Source organism: Pantoea sp. MHSD4, assembly GCF_021043305.1.
Taxonomy (GTDB): Bacteria; Pseudomonadota; Gammaproteobacteria; order Enterobacterales; family Enterobacteriaceae; genus Pantoea; species Pantoea eucalypti.
In genome coordinates, this window is the sequence record NZ_JAJNDH010000005.1 from 123,531 (window position 1) to 141,076 (window position 17,546).

At 56.0% G+C, this 17,546-nt stretch carries 20 protein-coding genes; 7 read left to right on the forward strand and 13 right to left on the reverse strand.

Annotated features, from left to right (window positions below):
- Nucleotides 1–283 precede the first annotated feature (283 nt).
- Nucleotides 284–2,437 (forward strand): ornithine decarboxylase, encoded by a 2,154-nt coding sequence (locus LQK91_RS16035; protein WP_105099893.1) that lies wholly within the window; start codon nucleotides 284–286, stop codon nucleotides 2,435–2,437.
- A 972-nt stretch (nucleotides 2,438–3,409) separates the two neighbouring features.
- Here the strand turns inward: LQK91_RS16035 and mltC are convergent.
- From mltC to mutY, 3 genes are read right to left on the reverse strand one after another with little or no spacing between them, the layout of a single operon-like run.
- Nucleotides 3,410–4,489: a membrane-bound lytic murein transglycosylase MltC gene (mltC, locus tag LQK91_RS16040; protein WP_003853410.1), complete on the reverse strand. Its 1,080-nt coding sequence runs from the start codon at nucleotides 4,487–4,489 to the stop codon at nucleotides 3,410–3,412.
- Nucleotides 4,490–4,543: 54 nt separating this feature from the next.
- Nucleotides 4,544–4,816: an oxidative damage protection protein gene (locus LQK91_RS16045; protein WP_003853409.1), complete on the reverse strand. Its 273-nt coding sequence runs from the start codon at nucleotides 4,814–4,816 to the stop codon at nucleotides 4,544–4,546.
- Nucleotides 4,816–5,901 (reverse strand): A/G-specific adenine glycosylase, encoded by a 1,086-nt coding sequence (gene mutY / locus LQK91_RS16050; RefSeq protein WP_003853407.1) that lies wholly within the window; start codon nucleotides 5,899–5,901, stop codon nucleotides 4,816–4,818. Before mutY ends, LQK91_RS16045 begins: the two co-directional genes overlap by 1 nt.
- 154 nt (nucleotides 5,902–6,055) lie before the next feature.
- Between mutY and trmB the strand changes: the two genes are divergently transcribed.
- The 3 genes from trmB (at nucleotide 6,056) to LQK91_RS16065 (ending at nucleotide 7,883) form a co-directional block, all read left to right on the forward strand.
- A complete protein-coding gene (gene trmB, locus LQK91_RS16055; RefSeq protein WP_003853405.1) occupies nucleotides 6,056–6,775 on the forward strand; it encodes a tRNA (guanosine(46)-N7)-methyltransferase TrmB in 720 nt (239 codons plus the stop codon).
- Nucleotides 6,775–7,101, forward strand: coding sequence for a YggL family protein (locus tag LQK91_RS16060; protein ID WP_105099892.1), 327 nt, complete (start codon nucleotides 6,775–6,777; stop codon nucleotides 7,099–7,101). Before trmB ends, LQK91_RS16060 begins: the two co-directional genes overlap by 1 nt.
- Before the next feature lie 65 nt (nucleotides 7,102–7,166).
- Nucleotides 7,167–7,883, forward strand: a complete 717-nt coding sequence (locus LQK91_RS16065) for a DUF2884 domain-containing protein (RefSeq protein WP_003853402.1) — start codon at nucleotides 7,167–7,169, stop codon at nucleotides 7,881–7,883.
- Nucleotides 7,884–7,933: 50 nt separating this feature from the next.
- On the opposite strand, the gene hemW is transcribed toward LQK91_RS16065, so the two are convergent.
- From hemW to LQK91_RS16085, 4 genes are read right to left on the reverse strand one after another with little or no spacing between them, the layout of a single operon-like run.
- Complete coding sequence (gene hemW, locus LQK91_RS16070; protein ID WP_105099891.1) at nucleotides 7,934–9,073, reverse strand: radical SAM family heme chaperone HemW; 1,140 nt, start codon at nucleotides 9,071–9,073, stop codon at nucleotides 7,934–7,936.
- On the reverse strand, nucleotides 9,066–9,659 hold the full coding sequence (locus LQK91_RS16075) for an XTP/dITP diphosphatase (protein ID WP_105099890.1): 594 nt from the start codon (nucleotides 9,657–9,659) through the stop codon (nucleotides 9,066–9,068). Before LQK91_RS16075 ends, hemW begins: the two co-directional genes overlap by 8 nt.
- Before the next feature lie 21 nt (nucleotides 9,660–9,680).
- Complete coding sequence (locus LQK91_RS16080; RefSeq protein WP_003853395.1) at nucleotides 9,681–10,235, reverse strand: YggT family protein; 555 nt, start codon at nucleotides 10,233–10,235, stop codon at nucleotides 9,681–9,683.
- Nucleotides 10,236–10,247: 12 nt separating this feature from the next.
- The gene (locus LQK91_RS16085) at nucleotides 10,248–10,955 is read right to left on the reverse strand and encodes a YggS family pyridoxal phosphate-dependent enzyme (protein WP_039660712.1); all 708 of its coding nucleotides are present in this window, start codon (nucleotides 10,953–10,955) and stop codon (nucleotides 10,248–10,250) included.
- Nucleotides 10,956–10,969: 14 nt separating this feature from the next.
- Between LQK91_RS16085 and LQK91_RS16090 the strand changes: the two genes are divergently transcribed.
- On the forward strand, nucleotides 10,970–11,977 hold the full coding sequence (locus LQK91_RS16090) for a type IV pilus twitching motility protein PilT (RefSeq protein ID WP_105099889.1): 1,008 nt from the start codon (nucleotides 10,970–10,972) through the stop codon (nucleotides 11,975–11,977).
- On the opposite strand, the gene ruvX is transcribed toward LQK91_RS16090, so the two are convergent.
- The 6 genes from ruvX to LQK91_RS16120 all read right to left on the reverse strand — a co-directional run bounded on the left by ruvX (nucleotide 11,971) and on the right by LQK91_RS16120 (nucleotide 16,167).
- Nucleotides 11,971–12,390, reverse strand: coding sequence for a Holliday junction resolvase RuvX (ruvX, locus tag LQK91_RS16095; protein WP_003853387.1), 420 nt, complete (start codon nucleotides 12,388–12,390; stop codon nucleotides 11,971–11,973). The two genes, LQK91_RS16090 and ruvX, sit on opposite strands and share 7 nt — an antisense overlap.
- Nucleotides 12,390–12,953 (reverse strand): YqgE/AlgH family protein, encoded by a 564-nt coding sequence (locus LQK91_RS16100; RefSeq protein WP_039660716.1) that lies wholly within the window; start codon nucleotides 12,951–12,953, stop codon nucleotides 12,390–12,392. The genes ruvX and LQK91_RS16100 overlap by 1 nt, the downstream gene beginning before the upstream one ends.
- An 87-nt stretch (nucleotides 12,954–13,040) precedes the next feature.
- Nucleotides 13,041–13,985: a glutathione synthase gene (gene gshB / locus LQK91_RS16105; RefSeq protein ID WP_105099888.1), complete on the reverse strand. Its 945-nt coding sequence runs from the start codon at nucleotides 13,983–13,985 to the stop codon at nucleotides 13,041–13,043.
- Nucleotides 13,986–14,072: 87 nt separating this feature from the next.
- Complete coding sequence (gene rsmE, locus LQK91_RS16110; protein ID WP_003853382.1) at nucleotides 14,073–14,804, reverse strand: 16S rRNA (uracil(1498)-N(3))-methyltransferase; 732 nt, start codon at nucleotides 14,802–14,804, stop codon at nucleotides 14,073–14,075.
- Between the two features lie 70 nt (nucleotides 14,805–14,874).
- A complete protein-coding gene (gene endA, locus LQK91_RS16115; protein WP_008925684.1) occupies nucleotides 14,875–15,579 on the reverse strand; it encodes a deoxyribonuclease I in 705 nt (234 codons plus the stop codon).
- Between the two features lie 75 nt (nucleotides 15,580–15,654).
- On the reverse strand, nucleotides 15,655–16,167 hold the full coding sequence (locus LQK91_RS16120) for a SprT family zinc-dependent metalloprotease (RefSeq protein WP_078804940.1): 513 nt from the start codon (nucleotides 16,165–16,167) through the stop codon (nucleotides 15,655–15,657).
- Between LQK91_RS16120 and LQK91_RS16125 the strand changes: the two genes are divergently transcribed.
- The gene (locus LQK91_RS16125; protein ID WP_003853375.1) at nucleotides 16,166–16,324 is read left to right on the forward strand and encodes a hypothetical protein; all 159 of its coding nucleotides are present in this window, start codon (nucleotides 16,166–16,168) and stop codon (nucleotides 16,322–16,324) included. The genes LQK91_RS16120 and LQK91_RS16125 overlap by 2 nt on opposite strands.
- Nucleotides 16,325–16,379: 55 nt before the next feature.
- Entirely contained in the window at nucleotides 16,380–17,528 is a 1,149-nt protein-coding gene (locus LQK91_RS16130; RefSeq protein ID WP_003853374.1) for a glycosyltransferase, read from the forward strand.
- Nucleotides 17,529–17,546: the final 18 nt, after the last annotated feature.

The following is a 17,546-nucleotide window of genomic DNA, read 5'->3' on the forward strand; positions in this document are numbered from 1 at the left end:
ATTATGACCGCCACTTTTTGACCCTGCTTCTTCATCACAGAGGACGTCGCCATGTCCGGTTCACCGCGCACTCGCCCGGATTACCGTTCGCTTTTTCCGGCGCACATCGTGTTTTCCACATTGCCGAACGCTTCGTTATTTCTCATGCGGTGAGGCCAGCCAGGCCGCGGTTGTGGGGCTTTTCTCCATGGGCTGCGTAATGCCTTTCTGTTAATAATTCGCCGGGGCGCTGTCCCCATGATTGTGCCTCAGGCACTTCCTCCCTGACGTTAGGGATTCTGTTATGACTCCACTGAAAATTGCTGCCAGCGCCGCTGTCGCGCCCAGTCTGACCCTGAACACCGCGCGTGACGTAGTGACGCTGGATAACACTGACTTTACTGATGTGGCAGCGGTTGTCGTTTCGCTGGCAGATACCCGCAGCGGTGTGCTGGCGCTGCTGCGGCATACCGGCTTTAATCTGCCGGTGTTTGTCGCAAATGCGTTTGAAGAAGAGGTGATGCACCTGCCCGGCGTCAGCGGTGAACTGAATGGCGAGCCGCAGGAGTGGATAGCGCTGGAAGCGGCTGCGCAGGCGTATGAAGCTGAGCTATTGCCACCCTTTTTCGAGACGCTGACCCGCTATGTCGACATGCAGAACAGCACCTTTGCCTGTCCCGGCCATCAGGGCGGCGCGTTCTTTAAAAAGCATCCGGCGGGAAAACAGTTTTATGACTTTTACGGCGAGAATGTTTTCCGTTCTGATATGTGCAACGCCGACGTCAAACTGGGCGATCTGCTGATCCACGAAGGCTCGGCCAAAGATGCGCAGAAGTATGCAGCAAAGGTGTTTAACGCCGACAAAACTTACTTTGTGCTTAACGGCACCTCCAGCGCCAATAAAGTAGTGACCAATGCGCTGCTGACCCGCGGCGATCTGGTGCTGTTTGACCGCAACAATCACAAGTCTAATCATCATGGCGCATTGATTCAGGCGGGTGCGACTCCGGTTTATCTTGAAGCGGCACGTAACCCCTTCGGTTTTATCGGCGGCATTGACGCGCACTGTTTCGATGAGGCTTATCTGCGCGGGCAGATCGCGGCAGTGGATCCGCAGCGGGCGGAAGAGGCGCGGCCTTTCCGCCTGGCGATCATCCAGCTGGGCACCTACGACGGTACGGTTTACAACGCACGTCAGGTGGTGGATCGCATCGGTCATCTGTGTGATTACATCCTGTTTGATTCCGCATGGCTCGGCTATGAGCAGTTCATTCCTCTGATGGAGGGCTGTTCGCCGCTGACCCTGGAGCTGAATGAGAACGATCCCGGCATCTTTGTTACGCAGTCTGTGCATAAGCAGCTGGCAGGTTTTTCTCAAACCTCGCAGATTCACAAAAAAGATAATCACATTCGCGGACAGCGGCGTTTCTGTCCGCACAAGCGACTGAATAACGCTTTTATGCTGCATGCATCAACCAGCCCGTTCTATCCGCTGTTTGCCGCGCTGGATATCAACGCCAGAATGCATCAGGGCGAAGCGGGGCGTCGCATGTGGGATGAGTGCGTCATGGTGGGCATTGATGCACGTAAAGCGATCCTGGACCGCTGTGAAATGATCCTGCCGTTTGTGCCGGAGACGGTAGATGGTCAGCGCTGGCAGGATGCGCCCACTGAAACGATCGCCCGCGATCTGCGCTATTTCAGCTTTGAACCGCAGTCGAAGTGGCACGGCTTTGCAGGTTACGCCCGCGATCAATATCGGGTCGATCCCTGCAAGCTATTGCTAACCACGCCGGGCATCGATGCTGCCAGTGGCGAATACAGTGATTTTGGGATCCCCGCGACCATTCTGGCGAACTACCTGCGTGAGAACGGCATTGTGCCGGAGAAGTGCGATCTCAACTCGATCCTGTTCCTGCTGACCCCGGCTGAAAGCCCAGAGAAGATGGCGAATCTGGTGGCGATGCTGGCGCAGTTTGAGCAGCACGTTAAAGAGGATGCGCCGCTGGCCGAAGTGCTGCCGACGATTTATCGCAAAAACGCGCAACGCTATGCCGGCTATACTCTGCGTCGCCTCTGTCAGGAGATGCACGATCTCTACGTCAGTCACAATGTTAAGGATCTGCAGCGTCTGATGTTCCGCGCTGCGGAGTTCCCGCCAGTGAGGGTCAATCCGCAGGATGCGCATCAGGCTTATATTCGTGGCGAAGTGGAGCTGGTCCCCATTGCCGATGCAGCCGGGCGTGTCGCTGCTGAAGGCGCGCTGCCTTATCCTCCTGGCGTGCTGTGCGTTGTGCCAGGGGAAGTCTGGGGTGGTGCGGTGCAGCGTTACTTCCTGGCGCTGGAAGAGGGGCTTAATCTACTGCCCGGTTTCTCGCCGGAGCTGCAGGGCGTTTACACCGAAGAGGATGACCAGGGACAGAAGTATCTGGTGGCGAATATGATAGTGGAGCGCTGATCTGAGCGGGGGCAGAGGCGGGTAGCGGCCCGCCGGGCCTATGGTTCGTGTGGTGCAGCGCTAAAGCTGAAGTTGTTCGCTGCGCGAACGGGCGCTGAGAGGTTTTCGCTCGCTAGCCAGCATACTGACGCTGAGCGGGTTCCGCCCGCCAGGCGTGGGGGAGTTTCAGTTCGCCTGAGCTGGCGGACGTGTTAAGGGGCGTACGCCCGCCCCTTAACAATCCCGGCGTCCGGCTGCCTGCGCGCCCCGCTTTGCGGGGTGCCTTCGTCACGCCCTGCGGCCCGAGGACCGTCCGGACTCGCCATCCCTGGCTCGTTCCGTCCTTTCGCCGACGTCCTTTCGCCGACGTCCTGTCGGCTCATCCTGGCCTCCGGTTGTTCCTCAGCGCTTCGGACGCCTCTGGTAAAACCCCTGCCTGCGATTTCTTTTTGCTTTCTGTGGTGCGGCGCTGTCTGGTGGACCGAAAGCAAAGCTAATTTTGAAAACTTTCAGCGACAATGAATCAACATTTAAAGAAGAGATAAAAGCGGGGAAAGGGAGGCCGTCAGAACCGCTGAGCGGATGAGGGATTTCAGGACGAGCGACAGGGATGTCGCGAAGAGGCGGGTTCGCGCCAGGGATGGCGCGTCCCGACGGTCCGTGAGAAATCCTGAAGAAGCGAAGGGACCGCGAAGCGGCGGTGAAGCAGGCCGGAGCCCGGGGTCAAGGGGGCGCGGCGACTGGCGCCCCCTTGTTGGTCGCCTGCAGAGGCGTGACTGAAACTGCCCAGCATGCCAGGCGAACGAAACCTTCTCAGCGCCTGTTCGCGCAGCGAACCATCGGCCAGGCGGTCGGAACCCGCTCAGTGCCAGCTCGCTGCCAGGCGAACGAAACCTTCTCAGCGCCCGTTCGCGCAGCGAACAAACACCAGCTTCAGCTCCGTACTCAAGCCCCGTTCGCGCAGCGAACAACAACCCCGCTTCAGCGGGCCGATCAGAATCCCCGATAACTCTTCTGCGCAGTACTCACCTTATACAGATAACGACGCGACTCCGCCGACGGGTGCTGGTTCGCCAGGGTCGAGTAAACCTTGCTGGATGACATACCGTTGATCATCGAGAACGCCCGATCTTTATCGCTGGAGAAGACGCGCAACACGCTGCCTGCACCACCGTTATAGGCGGTGATCACCGCATAGCGGCGTGATACCGGATCCTGAATGCCGCCCAGATAGCTGCGCTGCAACAGCGACAGATAAGCCGTACCGGCATCAATATTGTTCTCTGGATCCAGCAGATAACTGCGACTCGGCTTGCCCCATTTACCCTTCATGCGGAAGACGTCAACACCGGCGGTGTGCTGCACCACCTGCATCAGACCCAGCGCATCAGAGTGGCTTACGGCGTAGGGGTTAAAGCTCGACTCGGTCTGCATAATCGCCAGGATCAATGAGGCATCGACACCATACTGTTCGGAAGCTTTACGCACCATCGGCAGGTATTTGTGCGCACGTTTGTCCAGGTGGTTCGGCACCATCGGAATCGAAATGCTGTAAATCACATGCAGACCCGAAGTGCGACGCATCAACTTATTCTGGATCAGATAGTCAGCAAAAGCTTCCGCGCGGCCCTGCCAGCGAATCGGCTGACCAGTGTTATCCAGCACCTGACCATAGAGCAGTGGCTCTTTACTGATTTCGATGTCGTTGGCATCAGAATAGAGATCGACATTGCCCGGATCTTCACCAATCAACAGCGTGGTCACGATAGCCTGACGCAGACTGGCCATCGGATCGGTGCCAGAAATCGTCTCGATGGTCAGCTTACCGCTTTCAAAGTTGATGTGGCTGCGGGTGTAATAGTTGTCGCTGTATTTGACGTAATCTTTTGGTCCGGCGATCAGGACCTCATTGATACCCCAGATATTCTCAATATTATGAGCAAACTGCCCCATCAGAATATCAAAGGCGTTGGTGTCTTTTACCCACTCCTCGTGGGTCTGCTGCTTCTTTGACCCGGAGCAGGAAACCAGAAGTGGTGCTATCACCAGCAGGGCGATTAATTTTTTATTCATTGGGAATGCAAGCCTGACCTGGATAACCGGCCTCAGTGATGAGGCCCGGAATGTTTACGCTTCTGGCGGTGTATAGCCTTCGATATGAACGTCTTTACCTTCGAACAGGAAATTGATCATCTCCTTCTCCAGCACTTTACGATCTTCGGGATTCATCATGTTGAGCTTTTTCTCGTTGATCAACATGGTCTGTTTCGCCATCCACTTCTGCCAGGCTTCTTTGGAGATGTCGTTGTAAATGCGCTTACCCAGGTCGCCCGGATAGAGCTGAAAATCCTGACCTTCCGCGTCGCGCTGTAAAAAAGTACAAAAAATGGTGCGGCTCATTACTCTTCCTCATTAATCTCACAACTGTCCAAAGCCAGTTGTCGGGGATGGCGCAGCTCGTGTAACAGGCGCTCAACGGGTGCAGCTAATCCCACAGATGGTGGCAGCGCTAAGTTATACCAGAGACCGCCTGCTTCATCCATCGCCGCCCCGGCAGAAGGCCATGACAGCCACATTGGCACGATATCAAGATGGAAATGGCTGAAGGTGTGACGAAACGCGGTTAGCTGCTGCGGTTTTGCATGGATGCCACGCGCCGTCAGCCAGTCGGTGAGCGCCGTTTCGGTGGTGAACTGCGGGAAGCAGAACAGACCGCCCCACAGGCCCACAGGCGGACGCTGCTCCAGCCAGACATCATCGCCATCCTGCATCATCAGGAACCAGCCGCTGCGTTCCGGCAGCACCTGCTTAGGTTTCTTGCCGGGATAGCTCGCCCAACTGCTGCTGGCGTAAGCTTCACAGCCGCTGTTCAGCGGACAGATTTCACACTTCGGCTTCGATCGGGTACAGACGAGAGCACCCAGATCCATCATTGCCTGATTAAACTGGCTGACGCCCTCGGCAGGGGTGACCTCTTCACTGATCTGCCAGAGACGTTTTTCGACCTCTTTTTTACCCGGCCAGCCGCCAATGGCATAGCAGCGAGCCAGCACACGCTTGACGTTGCCATCCAGAATCGGGAAGTGCTGGCCCAGTGACAGCGACAGAATCGCGCCGGCCGTGGAGCGGCCAACGCCGGGCAGGGCAGAGACATCATCAAAATTACGCGGGAACTCGCCCTGATGCACCTCGACAATCTGCTTTGCGGCTTTATGCAGATTACGCGCACGGGCGTAGTAGCCCAGTCCGGTCCAGAGATGCAGCACCTCATCGAGCGGTGCCGCAGCCAGATCGGTAACCGTGGGGAAGCGCGCCATAAAGCGTTCAAAATAGGGGATTACCGTGGCAACCTGGGTTTGCTGTAGCATCACTTCAGAGAGCCACACCTTATAAGGCGTTTTCTCCAGCTGCCACGGCAGGGTTTTGCGACCAAAGCGCTGATACCAGTCCAGCACCTGTTGCGCGAACTGCGGCGCTTGCATCATAAGAAGGAAATTTTCCGTGTTTACTCTACACTCAGGCAGGAATTCCAGCACATGCGCACCTGGGTGTAAACCGGAAGATTGCAAAGGCTTGCTTCTGCTTATGAACTTTGCATAATGCCCGTTTCCCGGAACAGGCTAACCAGCAGGCTTTTACATGATTAATGACGTCATCACCCCAGAATTTGATGAGAACGGGCGGCCATTGCGCCGGATCCGTAGCTTTGTGCGCCGCCAGGGTCGCTTAACAAAAGGCCAGCAGCAGGCGCTGGACACCCTGTGGCCGATCATGGGGGTGGAATATCAGCCGGAGCCTGTCGATCTGCCCGCGTTGTTTGGCCGCGAAGCCCCGGTGACGCTGGAGATTGGCTTTGGCATGGGTGCCTCGCTGGTCACTATGGCGCAGAACACGCCGCATCAGAACTTCCTGGGTATTGAAGTGCATGCGCCAGGCGTAGGTGCCTGTCTGGCTTCCGCGAAAGAAGCCGATGTGCAGAACCTGCGGGTAATGTGTCATGACGCGGTGGAAGTGCTGGAGAAGATGATTCCGGATAACTCACTGCGTATGGTTCAGCTTTTCTTCCCCGATCCATGGCATAAAGCGCGCCACAATAAACGCCGTATCGTTCAGGTGCCTTTCGCCGAGCTGGTGATGCGTAAACTGAAGCTGGGCGGCGTTTTCCACATGGCGACCGACTGGGAAGCCTACGCGGAACATATGCTGGAAGTGATGAACAGCATTTCTGGCTACCGCAACCAGTCAGAACAACACAATTACGTGCCGCGTCCTGAGACGCGTCCACTGACCAAGTTTGAGCAGCGCGGGCAGCGTTTAGGCCACGGCGTATGGGATTTAATGTTTGAGAGGGTGAAATAATGGCCACACAACGCAGCCGCCGTTTACGTAAAAAACTGCACATCGATGAGTTTCAGGAACTGGGTTTCTCGGTTGCCTGGCGTTTCCCGGAAAGCACCAGCGAAAGCGAAATTGATGAGACGCTGAACCAGTTCATCAACGAAGCGATCGATCCTAACGGTCTGGCTTTCGATGGCAGCGGTTACCTGGTGTGGGAAGGTCTGGTTTGCCTGCAGAAAACCGGCAAATGTACTGATGAACATCGTGCGCTGGTTCGCAAATGGCTTGAAGACCGCAAGCTGCAGGACGTGCAGATGACTGAACTCTTTGACGTCTGGTGGGACTAAGTCGTCACACCGTGTCGGGCTGAGGCCCGATCAAAGGGTTTCAGACCCGATCTTAGGGAGTAGATATGATGCGTAAAACGCTTCTTGCTGTGCTGCTGGTAGCAGCAACTCAGGCTCAGGCAGCCTATGAATGCAGCGTTAAGCCTCAGGACGATGTGGTCATCAGACCACAGAGTGTGCAGGTGGTCGGTGCCAACGGCAATATGGAAATCTCGCCGCAGGGCGACGTGCAGTTCAATGGACAGAAGGTCACGCTGGATAATGCTGAGCGCCAGAAAGCGATCGACTATCAGAACGCGCTGCGTCGCGATCTGCCGTGGATCGACAGCGGGGCGACGTCACGTCTGGAGAAAGGGCGGGCGGCACTGGATCGGGTCATCGTTGAGAAACTGGGCACCGACAGCAACGTGCGCAATCGCCTGACCACACTGAATGGCCAGCTGAAACAGCAGATGAATCGCATTATTGAACACCGTGAAGACGGGCTGACGTTCCACCATCAGGCGATTGATCAGGTGCGCGCCGAAGGTGAAAGGCTGGTGCAGTCGACGCTGGGCGGCGTGATGCAGGATAGCCTGAATGAGATGGGCAGTAAGCAGGGCAGCGGCGGAAGTAATCCGCTGCAGGCGATTATGGGGAATCTTGGCGGTTTGCAGCAGTCGATTCAGGCTGAGTGGAGCAAACAGGAGCAGGATTTCCAGAACTTCGGCCACGAGGTGTGTAATCGCGTTATTTCGCTGGAAGATCAGCGTAAACAGCTTACGGGCGCACTGAAAAAATAAAAAACGCCTCAGCCTGCCGGGCTGAGGCGTTTTTTTTAACCCTTCCTCGCCTATTCTTCCGCTAAAAACAGCTCCAGCAGCGAGTTCAGGAACAACTTTCCTTTTTCCGTAATCTGCCACTGCTGCGGGGTTTCATTCACGTAACCGGCGGCAATCGCGGCATCCATCTGTGGACGAATCACCTGCTCTGACAAGCCGGTGTAGCGGCAGAATTCGTCACGCGGCGCGGCCTCCAGCAGGCGAAAGCGGTTCATAAAATATTCAAACGGCTTGTCGCTATCGGCAACGTCGTACTGCTTTTCGCGATAGTTGCCCTGCATAAACCCACGCGGATGACGGGTTTTCACCGTGCGAACAATGCGGCCATCTGGCTGCGTCAGCTTGCCGTGCGCGCCACATCCAATTCCCAGATAGTCGCCGAAGCGCCAGTAGTTGAGGTTGTGTTCACAGCGATAACCCGGCTTCGCGTAGGCGGAGGTCTCATACTGCTGATAACCGGCCGCCTGCAGCAACTGATCGCCCTGTTCGAAAATATCCCACAGCGCATCATCATCCGGCAGCACCGGCGGGCGTGAGCCAAACAGGGTGTTGGGTTCGATAGTGAGCTGATACCAGGAGAGATGCGGCGGATTCAGCGCAATCGCCTGACGTAAATCATCAAGCGCCTCTTCCAGCGACTGATCGGGCAGGCCATGCATCAGGTCGAGGTTAAAGCTGCGCAGCGACAGAGACTCCGCCAGTTCAGCGGCGCGGACGGCCTCTTCCGGGCCATGAATGCGGCCAAGACGCTGCAGCTTTTGCGGGCTGAAACTTTGCACGCCAATCGAAATACGGTTAATACCGGCGCGCTGATAGGCACTGAACCGGTCCGCTTCCACGGTGCCCGGATTGGCTTCCATGGTCACCTCGGCATCAGGGGAGAGCGTCAGACGCGCCCGCACACCATCCATCAGCATCTGCATCGCGCTGCTGCTCAGCAGGCTGGGCGTGCCGCCACCGATGAAGATCGTGCGCACTTCACGGTCACCGATCAGCGGCAGGTCGATCTCCAGATCGCGCAGCAGGTGCTCTACGTATTCAACGTGCGGCACCTCATCTTTTAGCGCATGGGAGTTAAAATCACAGTAGGGACATTTCTGTACGCACCACGGAATGTGGATATAGAGACTTAACGGCGGCAGATTAGGCATTACGCATGGCTTCCAGCAACAGCGTCAATGCTTTACCCCGGTGAGAAGCTGCACCTTTTTCCGCTTTACTCAGCTCGGCCGCTGTTTTACCCAGCGCCGGGACAAAGAAAATCGGGTCGTAACCAAAGCCACCGGTGCCAGAGGCGGAGCGGGTAATCTCACCCTGCCAGCTGCCGTGGAACACCAGCGGGGTCGGGTCTTCCGCATGACGCAGATAGACCAGCACGCAGTGAAACTGCGCCTGGCGCTGACCGTCAGGCACATTTTCCAGCACCTGCAGCAGCTTCTCCAGGTTCTCTTGATCGCTGGCCTCTTCACCGGCGTAGCGCGCAGAGTAGATGCCAGGCGCGCCGCCCAGCGCATCCACGGCCAGGCCGGAGTCATCGGCAATGGCCGGTAATCCGGTGATCTGTGCCGCGTGACGCGCCTTGAGAATCGCGTTCTCAATAAAGGTCAGGCCGGTCTCATCCGCCGATTCAACCCCAAGGTCAGTCTGCGCGACGATATCCAGACCAAAGGCGGAGAGTAACTCCGCCAGCTCACGCACTTTGCCGGGATTGCCGGTTGCGAGGACAACTTTTTGCATAACAGTTCCAGTTTGATTCATTTACAGCAGATACCAGAGACCCGGGAACAGGTCCATGCCGAGAAAGTTCAGGGCATACAGCACCAGGATGACGATCATCGCTGAGAAATCGATGCCGCCCATCGCAGGCAGAATACGGCGAATCGGTGCCATCATCGGCTCGGTTAACTGCACCAGCAGATAATCGACAGGACCCCGACCCTGGCTAATCCAGCTCATCAGAGAGCGTACGATGATGACCCAGAAGACCAGATAGCCGGCGGATTTGACCAGCGACAGCAGACCGACCAGCAGATTAGTCGGATCGACCGAAAACACACCCACCTGGATTAGCAATAAAATCGGGTATTTCAGCGTGGTCAGCACAAAGGCCAGCAGCAGTGAAGCAGTATCAATCGGCCCCAGAGCCGGCAGTATGCGGCGCAGTGGCTTAACAACCGGCTGTGTCACTTTAACGACAAACTGTGCCACTGGATTGTAAAAATCGCAGCGGGACCACTGCATCCAGATGCGTAACAGCAGCACCATGACGTAGAGATCGATCAGCGTTTTTACTAAAAACGTCAGTGTTAACATGAAGTTCCTCTATTATTGTTGTGAGTTGTGCGCATAATCTCGTGCGCCAAAAATGGCGGTGCCGATACGCACCATCGTACTGCCTGCGGCGATTGCCGCCTCCATGTCATCGCTCATTCCCAGTGAAAGCGTATCAATATCCGTATACTGCTGTTGCAACTGCCGGAAGGCTTCCGCCATCTGCTGACACACTGCCAGCTGACGCTGATAATCGCTCTCCGCAGCCGGAATCGCCATCAATCCCCGCAGCCGCAGTTGCGGCAGCGCAGCAATCTGCTCCGCCAGCCCGGAAACGGCCTCCAGCATGATGCCAGATTTGCTGTTCTCGTCACTGATATTTACCTGAATTAACACATTCAGCGGTGGCAGCGAGGCGGGCCGCTGATCGCTGAGCCGCTGCGCAATACGCTGGCGGTCAATGGTGTGACACCAGGCGAAATTTTCTGCCACCAGACGGCTTTTGTTGGACTGCAGCGGGCCGATGAAGTGCCACTCCAGCTCAGGATGTGCGGCCAGTGCCTGGACCTTTTCAACCCCTTCCTGAACGTAATTTTCACCAAAGCCAATCTGGCCTGCGGCAAAGGCTTCTTCGACCGCGCTCGCAGGTTTGGTTTTACTGACTGCAAGCAGGGTAATTTCTTCTGGTGCGCGGCCGCACTGCGCGGCAGCGGCGGCGATTCGCTGCCGCACTTGCTGTAGGTTCTGCTGGATTGAGGTCATAGTCAGGAGAAATTATGAATCTGGATGAAATGGTGGAGCTTAGTGTAAAGCATAATGCCGTCGATCTGCACCTTTGCAGCGGACATTTGCCCTACTGGCGACGGCAGGGACGGCTGGAGGCGATTCCACAGCAGGCCGTGCTCTCTGCTGACTGGATGGCGCAGTTTATGGCCCGCTGGCTCAGTGACCCGCAGTGTCAGGAACTGGCGAGCACAGGGCAGCTCGATTTCGCCCTGAGCCTGGCCTGCGGCCAGCGTCTGCGCGCAAACCTGTTTAAGCAGCGTAACGGCCTGTCACTGGCGCTGCGCATTATTGCCTCTGTGTGCCCGACGCTGGAGAGCCTGCAACTGCCTGCTATTGTGCCGACGTTACTGACGCAGCAGGATGGGCTGATTCTGGTGACCGGTGCCACGGGCAGCGGTAAATCTACCACGCTGGCGGCGCTGGTCGATGCGCTGAACGGACAGCAGGCGCGCCATATCATTACGCTGGAAGACCCGATTGAATTTATTCACCACAGCCAGCAGTCGCTGATTCAGCAGCGCGAAATCGGCCTGCACTGCAGTTCGTTCGCCCAGGGGATAAAGGCGGCACTGCGTGAAGATCCTGACGTCATTCTGCTGGGCGAACTGCGCGACAGCGACACCATCAGACAGGCGCTAACGGCGGCAGAGACCGGCCATCTGGTGCTGGCAACGCTGCACACACGTGGCGCAGCACAGGCGGTAGATCGGCTGGTGGATGTCTTCCCGGCGGAGGAGAAGCATCTGGTGCGCACTCAACTGGCAGGCAGCCTGAAAGCGGTGATTGCACAGAAACTGGTGCCGTCTGCTGCCGGGTCGCGCATTGGACTGTTTGAGCTACTGATTGCCACGCCTGGCATCAAGAATCTGATCAGGGAAGGCAAGATGCACCAGATCCCGGCAATGCTACAGACCGGCGCACAGGCCGGTATGCAGACGTTTGAGCAGAGCAGGCTGGCGCGTCAGGCTGACGGGCTGATTAAGCCGGAAGGTCAGTAATGGTTTTCGAACCAGTCCTGCAAAATGATGGCAGCAGACTGTGAATCAACCGACCCTTTATTGAGCGCGCGATAACCACCACGTTCAAACAGGCCAGCACGCGCTTCTACCGTGCTGAGTCGTTCATCCTGAAGCTCTACACGAATGCCAAAGCGACCGTGCAGACGGTTAGCAAATTTACGCGCGCGGTCAGTTAACGGCTGCTCAGTGCCATCCATATTGAGCGGTAAGCCGACGACCACGAAATCGGGCTGCCACTCTTTCAGCAGCTTTTCGATCACCAGCCAGTCCGGAATGCCATCCTGCGCTTTCAGGGCGGTCAGCGGTCGGGCGCTGCCAGTGAGTTGCTGCCCTACGGCGACACCAATACTTTTGGTGCCGAAATCGAAACCTAACAGAGTTTGAGTTGACATCAGGCGTGTCCGGCGTCGCTGGCCATGTTGTGAATATCGACGCCAATACTGCGCGCCGCTTCGCGCCAGCGCTCTGAAATCGGCGTCTGGAACAGGATGTTGCTGTTAGCTGGCGTCGTCAGCCAGGCATTTTCCATCAGCTCATTCTCCAGCTGATCTTTTTCCCAGGCACAGTAACCCAGCGCGACCAGCACATTGGTGGGCTGAGACGCCGTGCCGATGGACTCCAGCACGTCACGGGACGTGGTGATGATCGTGTTATCGGACACACGAATGCTGGAGGTAAACGTGCGTTGGGCTGAGTGCAGGATAAAGCCACGATCTTCTGCCAGCGGCCCGCCGGTAAACACCGGTTTATCCAGCTTGATCGACGGATCGCGATCTTCAGCAGAGATTTTCAGCTTCTTCAGAATGCCTTCAACCGTCAGGTTTTCCATGGGTTTATTAATGATCAGTCCCATTGCACCCTCTTCGTTATGTTCACAGATATAGACTACGGAACGTTTGAAGAAAGGATCCTGCAATGAAGGCATGGCAATCAAAAAGTGATGTTGTAAATTCATTGTCACACGATGTACCAAAAAAATAACCGGCACGCGACGACCGCACCGGTATTGGGTTGATCACGGAGCCTCGCCCCGGCGTTTTGCTCAGCCCAGGCGTTTCTCAATGGCATCCATCAACATGCCGGTGATGGAGATCGGGAACGCAGCCTCAATTTCACGTATGCAGGTTGGGCTGGTCACGTTAACTTCTGTCAGTTTATCACCGATGATGTCCAGACCGACAAAAATCAGTCCTTTTGCTTTCAGCGTCGGGCCAACACGACGTGCAATTTCCCAGTCGCTTTCGCTTAACGCACGTGCTTCACCACGCCCACCAGCCGCGAGGTTGCCACGCGTTTCACCGCCCTGCGGAATACGTGCCAGGCAGTAAGGCACCGGCTCGCCATCCACCACCAGCACGCGTTTGTCACCCTCTTTGATTGCCGCAATGTAGTTCTGCGCCATGCAGAAACGACTCTCATGCTCGGTCAGGGTTTCGGTAATCACGCCAAAGTTAGGATCGTCTTTCTTCACGCGGAAAATAGACGCACCGCCCATACCATCCAGCGGCTTCATGATGATATCACCATGCTCCTGCCAGAAATCACGCAGCTGCGCTTTGCTGCGGGTGACCAGGGTGTCCGGCGTAAACTCGGCGAACCAGGCGGTGTAGAGCTTTTCGTTACAGTCGCGCAGGCTCTGCGGCTTATTCACGATCAGCGTACCCAGCTCTTCAGCACGCTCCAGAATGTAGGTCGCATAGATGAACTCGGTATCGAATGGCGGATCTTTACGCATCAGCACCACGTTCAGATCAGCCAGCGGGATCACCTGCTCGCTGCCGAACTGGAACCAGTTCTCAGGGTTCTGCTCAACGGTCAGCAGGCGGGTGCGGGCAGACGCCACGCCACCACGCATGGAGAGATCGTGCATCTCCATGTAGTGAATTTCGTAACCACGGCGCTGTGCTTCCAGCAGCATGGCGAAGCTGGAGTCTTTTTTAATATTGATGGACGAAACAGGGTCCATCACGATGCCAAGTTTAATCATTATTATCTCCTCGGTGAGGCGGCATTGACCGCCTCGTCTGGTTCGGTCTGCAGTGGGCCGATGAGTCAGGACCGCTGAAAGTATCGCTTAACCCAGGTCGCCAAACCTCACCTGAAGTGCCGTAATGGCCGTCAGCGCGGTAGTTTCGGTGCGTAATACCCGTGGGCCAAGCAAAATGTCAGTAAAATCGTGCTGCGCCGTCATCGCAATTTCGTCCGCAGACAAACCGCCTTCAGGACCAATCAGCAGTCGTACCCGCTCAACAGGCTGTGGCAGCGTGTTGATGCTGTGACTGGCGCGGGGATGCAGGTTGAGCTTTAAACCGCTGTCAGCTTCCGCACACCAGGCTTCCAGTGTCATCGCTTCACGAATCTCCGGCACGCGATTACGTCCGCACTGCTCGCAGGCGGCAATCGTAATTTTCTGCCACTGCTGGATTTTTTTCGCCAGACGCTCAGCATCAAGCTTTACGCCACAGCGCTCGGAAAACAAGGGTGTAATGATATTCACGCCCAGTTCGATCGATTTCTGGATAGTGAATTCCATTTTTTCACCGCGCGACATCACCTGACCTAAATGCAGATGTAAAGGCGACTCGCGATCGTCCGGCTGGCTCTCTGTGACGGATACTTTTACACGCTTTTTATCAACATGCGTGATCTCTGCTGCAAAAGTCAGATTAGTGCCATCAAAGAGTTCCAGACGCTGACCTGCCGTCATCCGGAGCACGCGGCCTACATGATTGGATGCATCTTCATCCAGGGTAATTTCACTGCCGATGTCCAGGGGTTCGGCGTGATAGATGCGAGGTATGCGCATAAGATTCCTGAGACCGGACGCCGCGCTGCAGCGGCGTCATGGGAAAAAGAGCTAGTGTAGGGCAGGGATTTTAGCGCTGGCAAGCCTGCTGCACATAAGGATTGTGATTGCCCTGAACCTTTGCAATGCGCTGGTCGCGTTCGCACTCCCATTGGGTGACGGGATAGAGCCTGTCCCAGGCGGTAAACAGCTGCGTCTGCTGGCGCGAAATGCGCAGATGATACTGGTCGCGCATGTAGAAATAGGTGCGGGCAATGGCGCCACGCGCACGAGCGGGTGGCTCTGCCTGTTTGAGTTTAAAATCGATCTTCATCTCACACTGGCCGTACTGCTTCTCGCTGCCGTTCCATTGACTGTAGGCGAAGTTGCCACGGTCGCCATTCACTTCACCCACCGCAGGTTCCAGATTGTGCAGGTCAGTTTCAATGCGGCGATAGTCGGGATCTTTACTGCAGTTTTTGCGGCCTCCCTCCTGCCAGCACTGGCGCTGATGACCGAATTCCCATGCCGGCATCACATGTTCCCACTCAATACGTGCAGCGCGGTTCGCATTTTTGCGCACCTGGTAACCACAGCTGCTGAGATCGGGCGTGCCTTTTTTTCCCTGCCACTGAATTTTACAGCCGCAATAAAACGAACCTGGCGCATCGGCATTGATCGCCGCCGCAAAGGTTTTGGCCTGCTGAAAGTTATTCTGATGATAGTTATTCAGGTTGAGGGCGTCAGCGGCGGGGACAAACAGCAGTGCAACCGCCAGACTTAAAATGCGAGACATATTCCAGCTTCTACCTAATACGAAAAAGGGCGGCAGGTTAACAGAATGTGGAATAGGGCGGAATGGGGAGTGTTCTCAGGAGGCGATAAACTCGCCTGCGACCAGCAGGCTGCCACAGTGCACACAGCGATATTCACTCTCTTTGCGCAGCACCCGATTGTGGCGGCGCACCGTCAGCTGATGTTGCTGGCACTGACAGCGGTAAGCGAAAGTGTTGCTGCGCACGGAGGCGATCTCAAACTGATGGGTGCGTCGTGCCGGAACGCCCAGCACATTCTCCATCATCCACTTCCACTCTTTGCCGTGGGGTGCGACGCGACCAAACTGCTTCCAGACCAGCAGATGCGCCAGCTCGTGCGGCACCACTTCATCGATAAATGCCTGCTGATTTTCCAGCAGCAGCACCGGATTGATGCGGATCTCCCAGGCAGTCAGCCAGGCGGTGCCCGCCGCCGTTCCGCGTTGCTGATAGAGCAGTTTCGGTTCCGGATAAGCGGTTTTCAGTACCTGATTTGCGCGCTCAAGCGACTGACGCAGTGAGCGCATAACGGCCTGCTGCAGGGCAATGGGGAGACGAGGTGTTTTCATGGTGCTCAGAATAATCGCCGCCGCGCAGGAACTCAACGTTAGCCGTAAACAGGGCCGCGCAGAGTCTATACTTCGCCAGCTGTCTCCGGATAAGCAATACGCCGTCCTGCCGATGGTGGGGAATGGCGAAGCCCATCGGCTGAAATTGCTGGATTAAATATAGTTATGGCCTTTTTTAGAATATTCTATTGCAGACATTCACTGGCGAGTGAATGGATGAAAAGCGAACGGCACAGAGCATGGATAAAGCAATGAAAAATAATGATAACGTCAGGAAACAACGGATTGTGCTGGTGACGGATTTGATGGCCGGTCGCGGTGGTATGGAAAATGTGACCTGTCAGTTGATCACCGCCCTGAATGCGGAAGCCGGAACGGAAGCGGGGCTGTTTATTATTAACAGCGGAGAGGAGAGCCACTCCCGCGCCTGGACCGCCAATGCCGTACTGGCAGAGAGCGTCTGCACGCTGCGGAATAAGAAAATTAAAAATCTTATTCACACGCTGAGAATGGCTGCTTTCTTTCGTCGCTATCAACCCGATCATGTTCTGACCCTCAACACCATTCCCTGTCTGATGACGCGTCGGGCTATTACGCTTTCAGGCCGCAAAATCGTGCTTTCGAGCTGGATGCACCTGCCACCGCGCGAACGATATCGCCCACATTATCTGCTGCGGGCCGATCACCATTTTGCTATCAGTCATGAAATCAAAGCGCAGCTGGTTGAGTTAGGTGCCCGTGCCTCTGACGTTGATGTCATCCATAACCCCATCAGGCGCAATGATGAGGTTATCGGCAGACCGCAGGCGCTGAAGTTTCTCTATATTGGTCGCGTCCATTTTCAGCGACAGAAACAGCTCAAAGACCTGTTTGATGCCTTGCAGAAACTCGATACACCCTGGACGCTGGAGATCGTGGGGGACGGGGAAGATCTGACGCGCTGTCAGCACTACGTGGCGGAACTCGGGATTCAGGATCGCATTACCTGGCATGGCTGGCAGGAGAACGCCTGGGCGTATGTCAGCCGCCATATTAAACAGGTCACCTGCCTCGTGATGACCTCTAACTTCGAAGGCTTCCCGCTGATTCTGCTGGAGGCGATATCGCGTGGCGTCTACTGCGTCTCCTCCGACTGCATCAGCGGCCCGTCAGAAATTATTCAGAATGGTCTCAATGGTCAGCTCTATCCCACTAATGACAGCATGGCACTGGCCGCTATTCTCAACACCATGAGCGGGGATTTTCACTTTCCTGATCATCAGGTTATTAAAGCGAGCATTACCGGTTTTTATGAGGAAAATTATATGAAGCACCTGATGAGTGTGTTTAACCGCCTAACTGAGGTTAAGCATGACGAATAGAACCAGTCGCGATGGATT

Coding starts and splice junctions, on each gene's coding strand:
- LQK91_RS16035 (WP_105099893.1), top strand. CDS start 284: ATGACTCCACTGAAAATTGCTGCCAGCGCCGCTGTCGCGCCCAGTCTG.
- mltC (WP_003853410.1), bottom strand. CDS start 4,489: ATGAATAAAAAATTAATCGCCCTGCTGGTGATAGCACCACTTCTGGTT.
- LQK91_RS16045 (WP_003853409.1), bottom strand. CDS start 4,816: ATGAGCCGCACCATTTTTTGTACTTTTTTACAGCGCGACGCGGAAGGT.
- mutY (WP_003853407.1), bottom strand. CDS start 5,901: ATGATGCAAGCGCCGCAGTTCGCGCAACAGGTGCTGGACTGGTATCAG.
- trmB (WP_003853405.1), top strand. CDS start 6,056: ATGATTAATGACGTCATCACCCCAGAATTTGATGAGAACGGGCGGCCA.
- LQK91_RS16060 (WP_105099892.1), top strand. CDS start 6,775: ATGGCCACACAACGCAGCCGCCGTTTACGTAAAAAACTGCACATCGAT.
- LQK91_RS16065 (WP_003853402.1), top strand. CDS start 7,167: ATGATGCGTAAAACGCTTCTTGCTGTGCTGCTGGTAGCAGCAACTCAG.
- hemW (WP_105099891.1), bottom strand. CDS start 9,073: ATGCCTAATCTGCCGCCGTTAAGTCTCTATATCCACATTCCGTGGTGC.
- LQK91_RS16075 (WP_105099890.1), bottom strand. CDS start 9,659: ATGCAAAAAGTTGTCCTCGCAACCGGCAATCCCGGCAAAGTGCGTGAG.
- LQK91_RS16080 (WP_003853395.1), bottom strand. CDS start 10,235: ATGTTAACACTGACGTTTTTAGTAAAAACGCTGATCGATCTCTACGTC.
- LQK91_RS16085 (WP_039660712.1), bottom strand. CDS start 10,955: ATGACCTCAATCCAGCAGAACCTACAGCAAGTGCGGCAGCGAATCGCC.
- LQK91_RS16090 (WP_105099889.1), top strand. CDS start 10,970: ATGAATCTGGATGAAATGGTGGAGCTTAGTGTAAAGCATAATGCCGTC.
- ruvX (WP_003853387.1), bottom strand. CDS start 12,390: ATGTCAACTCAAACTCTGTTAGGTTTCGATTTCGGCACCAAAAGTATT.
- LQK91_RS16100 (WP_039660716.1), bottom strand. CDS start 12,953: ATGAATTTACAACATCACTTTTTGATTGCCATGCCTTCATTGCAGGAT.
- gshB (WP_105099888.1), bottom strand. CDS start 13,985: ATGATTAAACTTGGCATCGTGATGGACCCTGTTTCGTCCATCAATATT.
- rsmE (WP_003853382.1), bottom strand. CDS start 14,804: ATGCGCATACCTCGCATCTATCACGCCGAACCCCTGGACATCGGCAGT.
- endA (WP_008925684.1), bottom strand. CDS start 15,579: ATGTCTCGCATTTTAAGTCTGGCGGTTGCACTGCTGTTTGTCCCCGCC.
- LQK91_RS16125 (WP_003853375.1), top strand. CDS start 16,166: ATGGTGCTCAGAATAATCGCCGCCGCGCAGGAACTCAACGTTAGCCGT.
- LQK91_RS16120 (WP_078804940.1), bottom strand. CDS start 16,167: ATGAAAACACCTCGTCTCCCCATTGCCCTGCAGCAGGCCGTTATGCGC.
- LQK91_RS16130 (WP_003853374.1), top strand. CDS start 16,380: ATGGATGAAAAGCGAACGGCACAGAGCATGGATAAAGCAATGAAAAAT.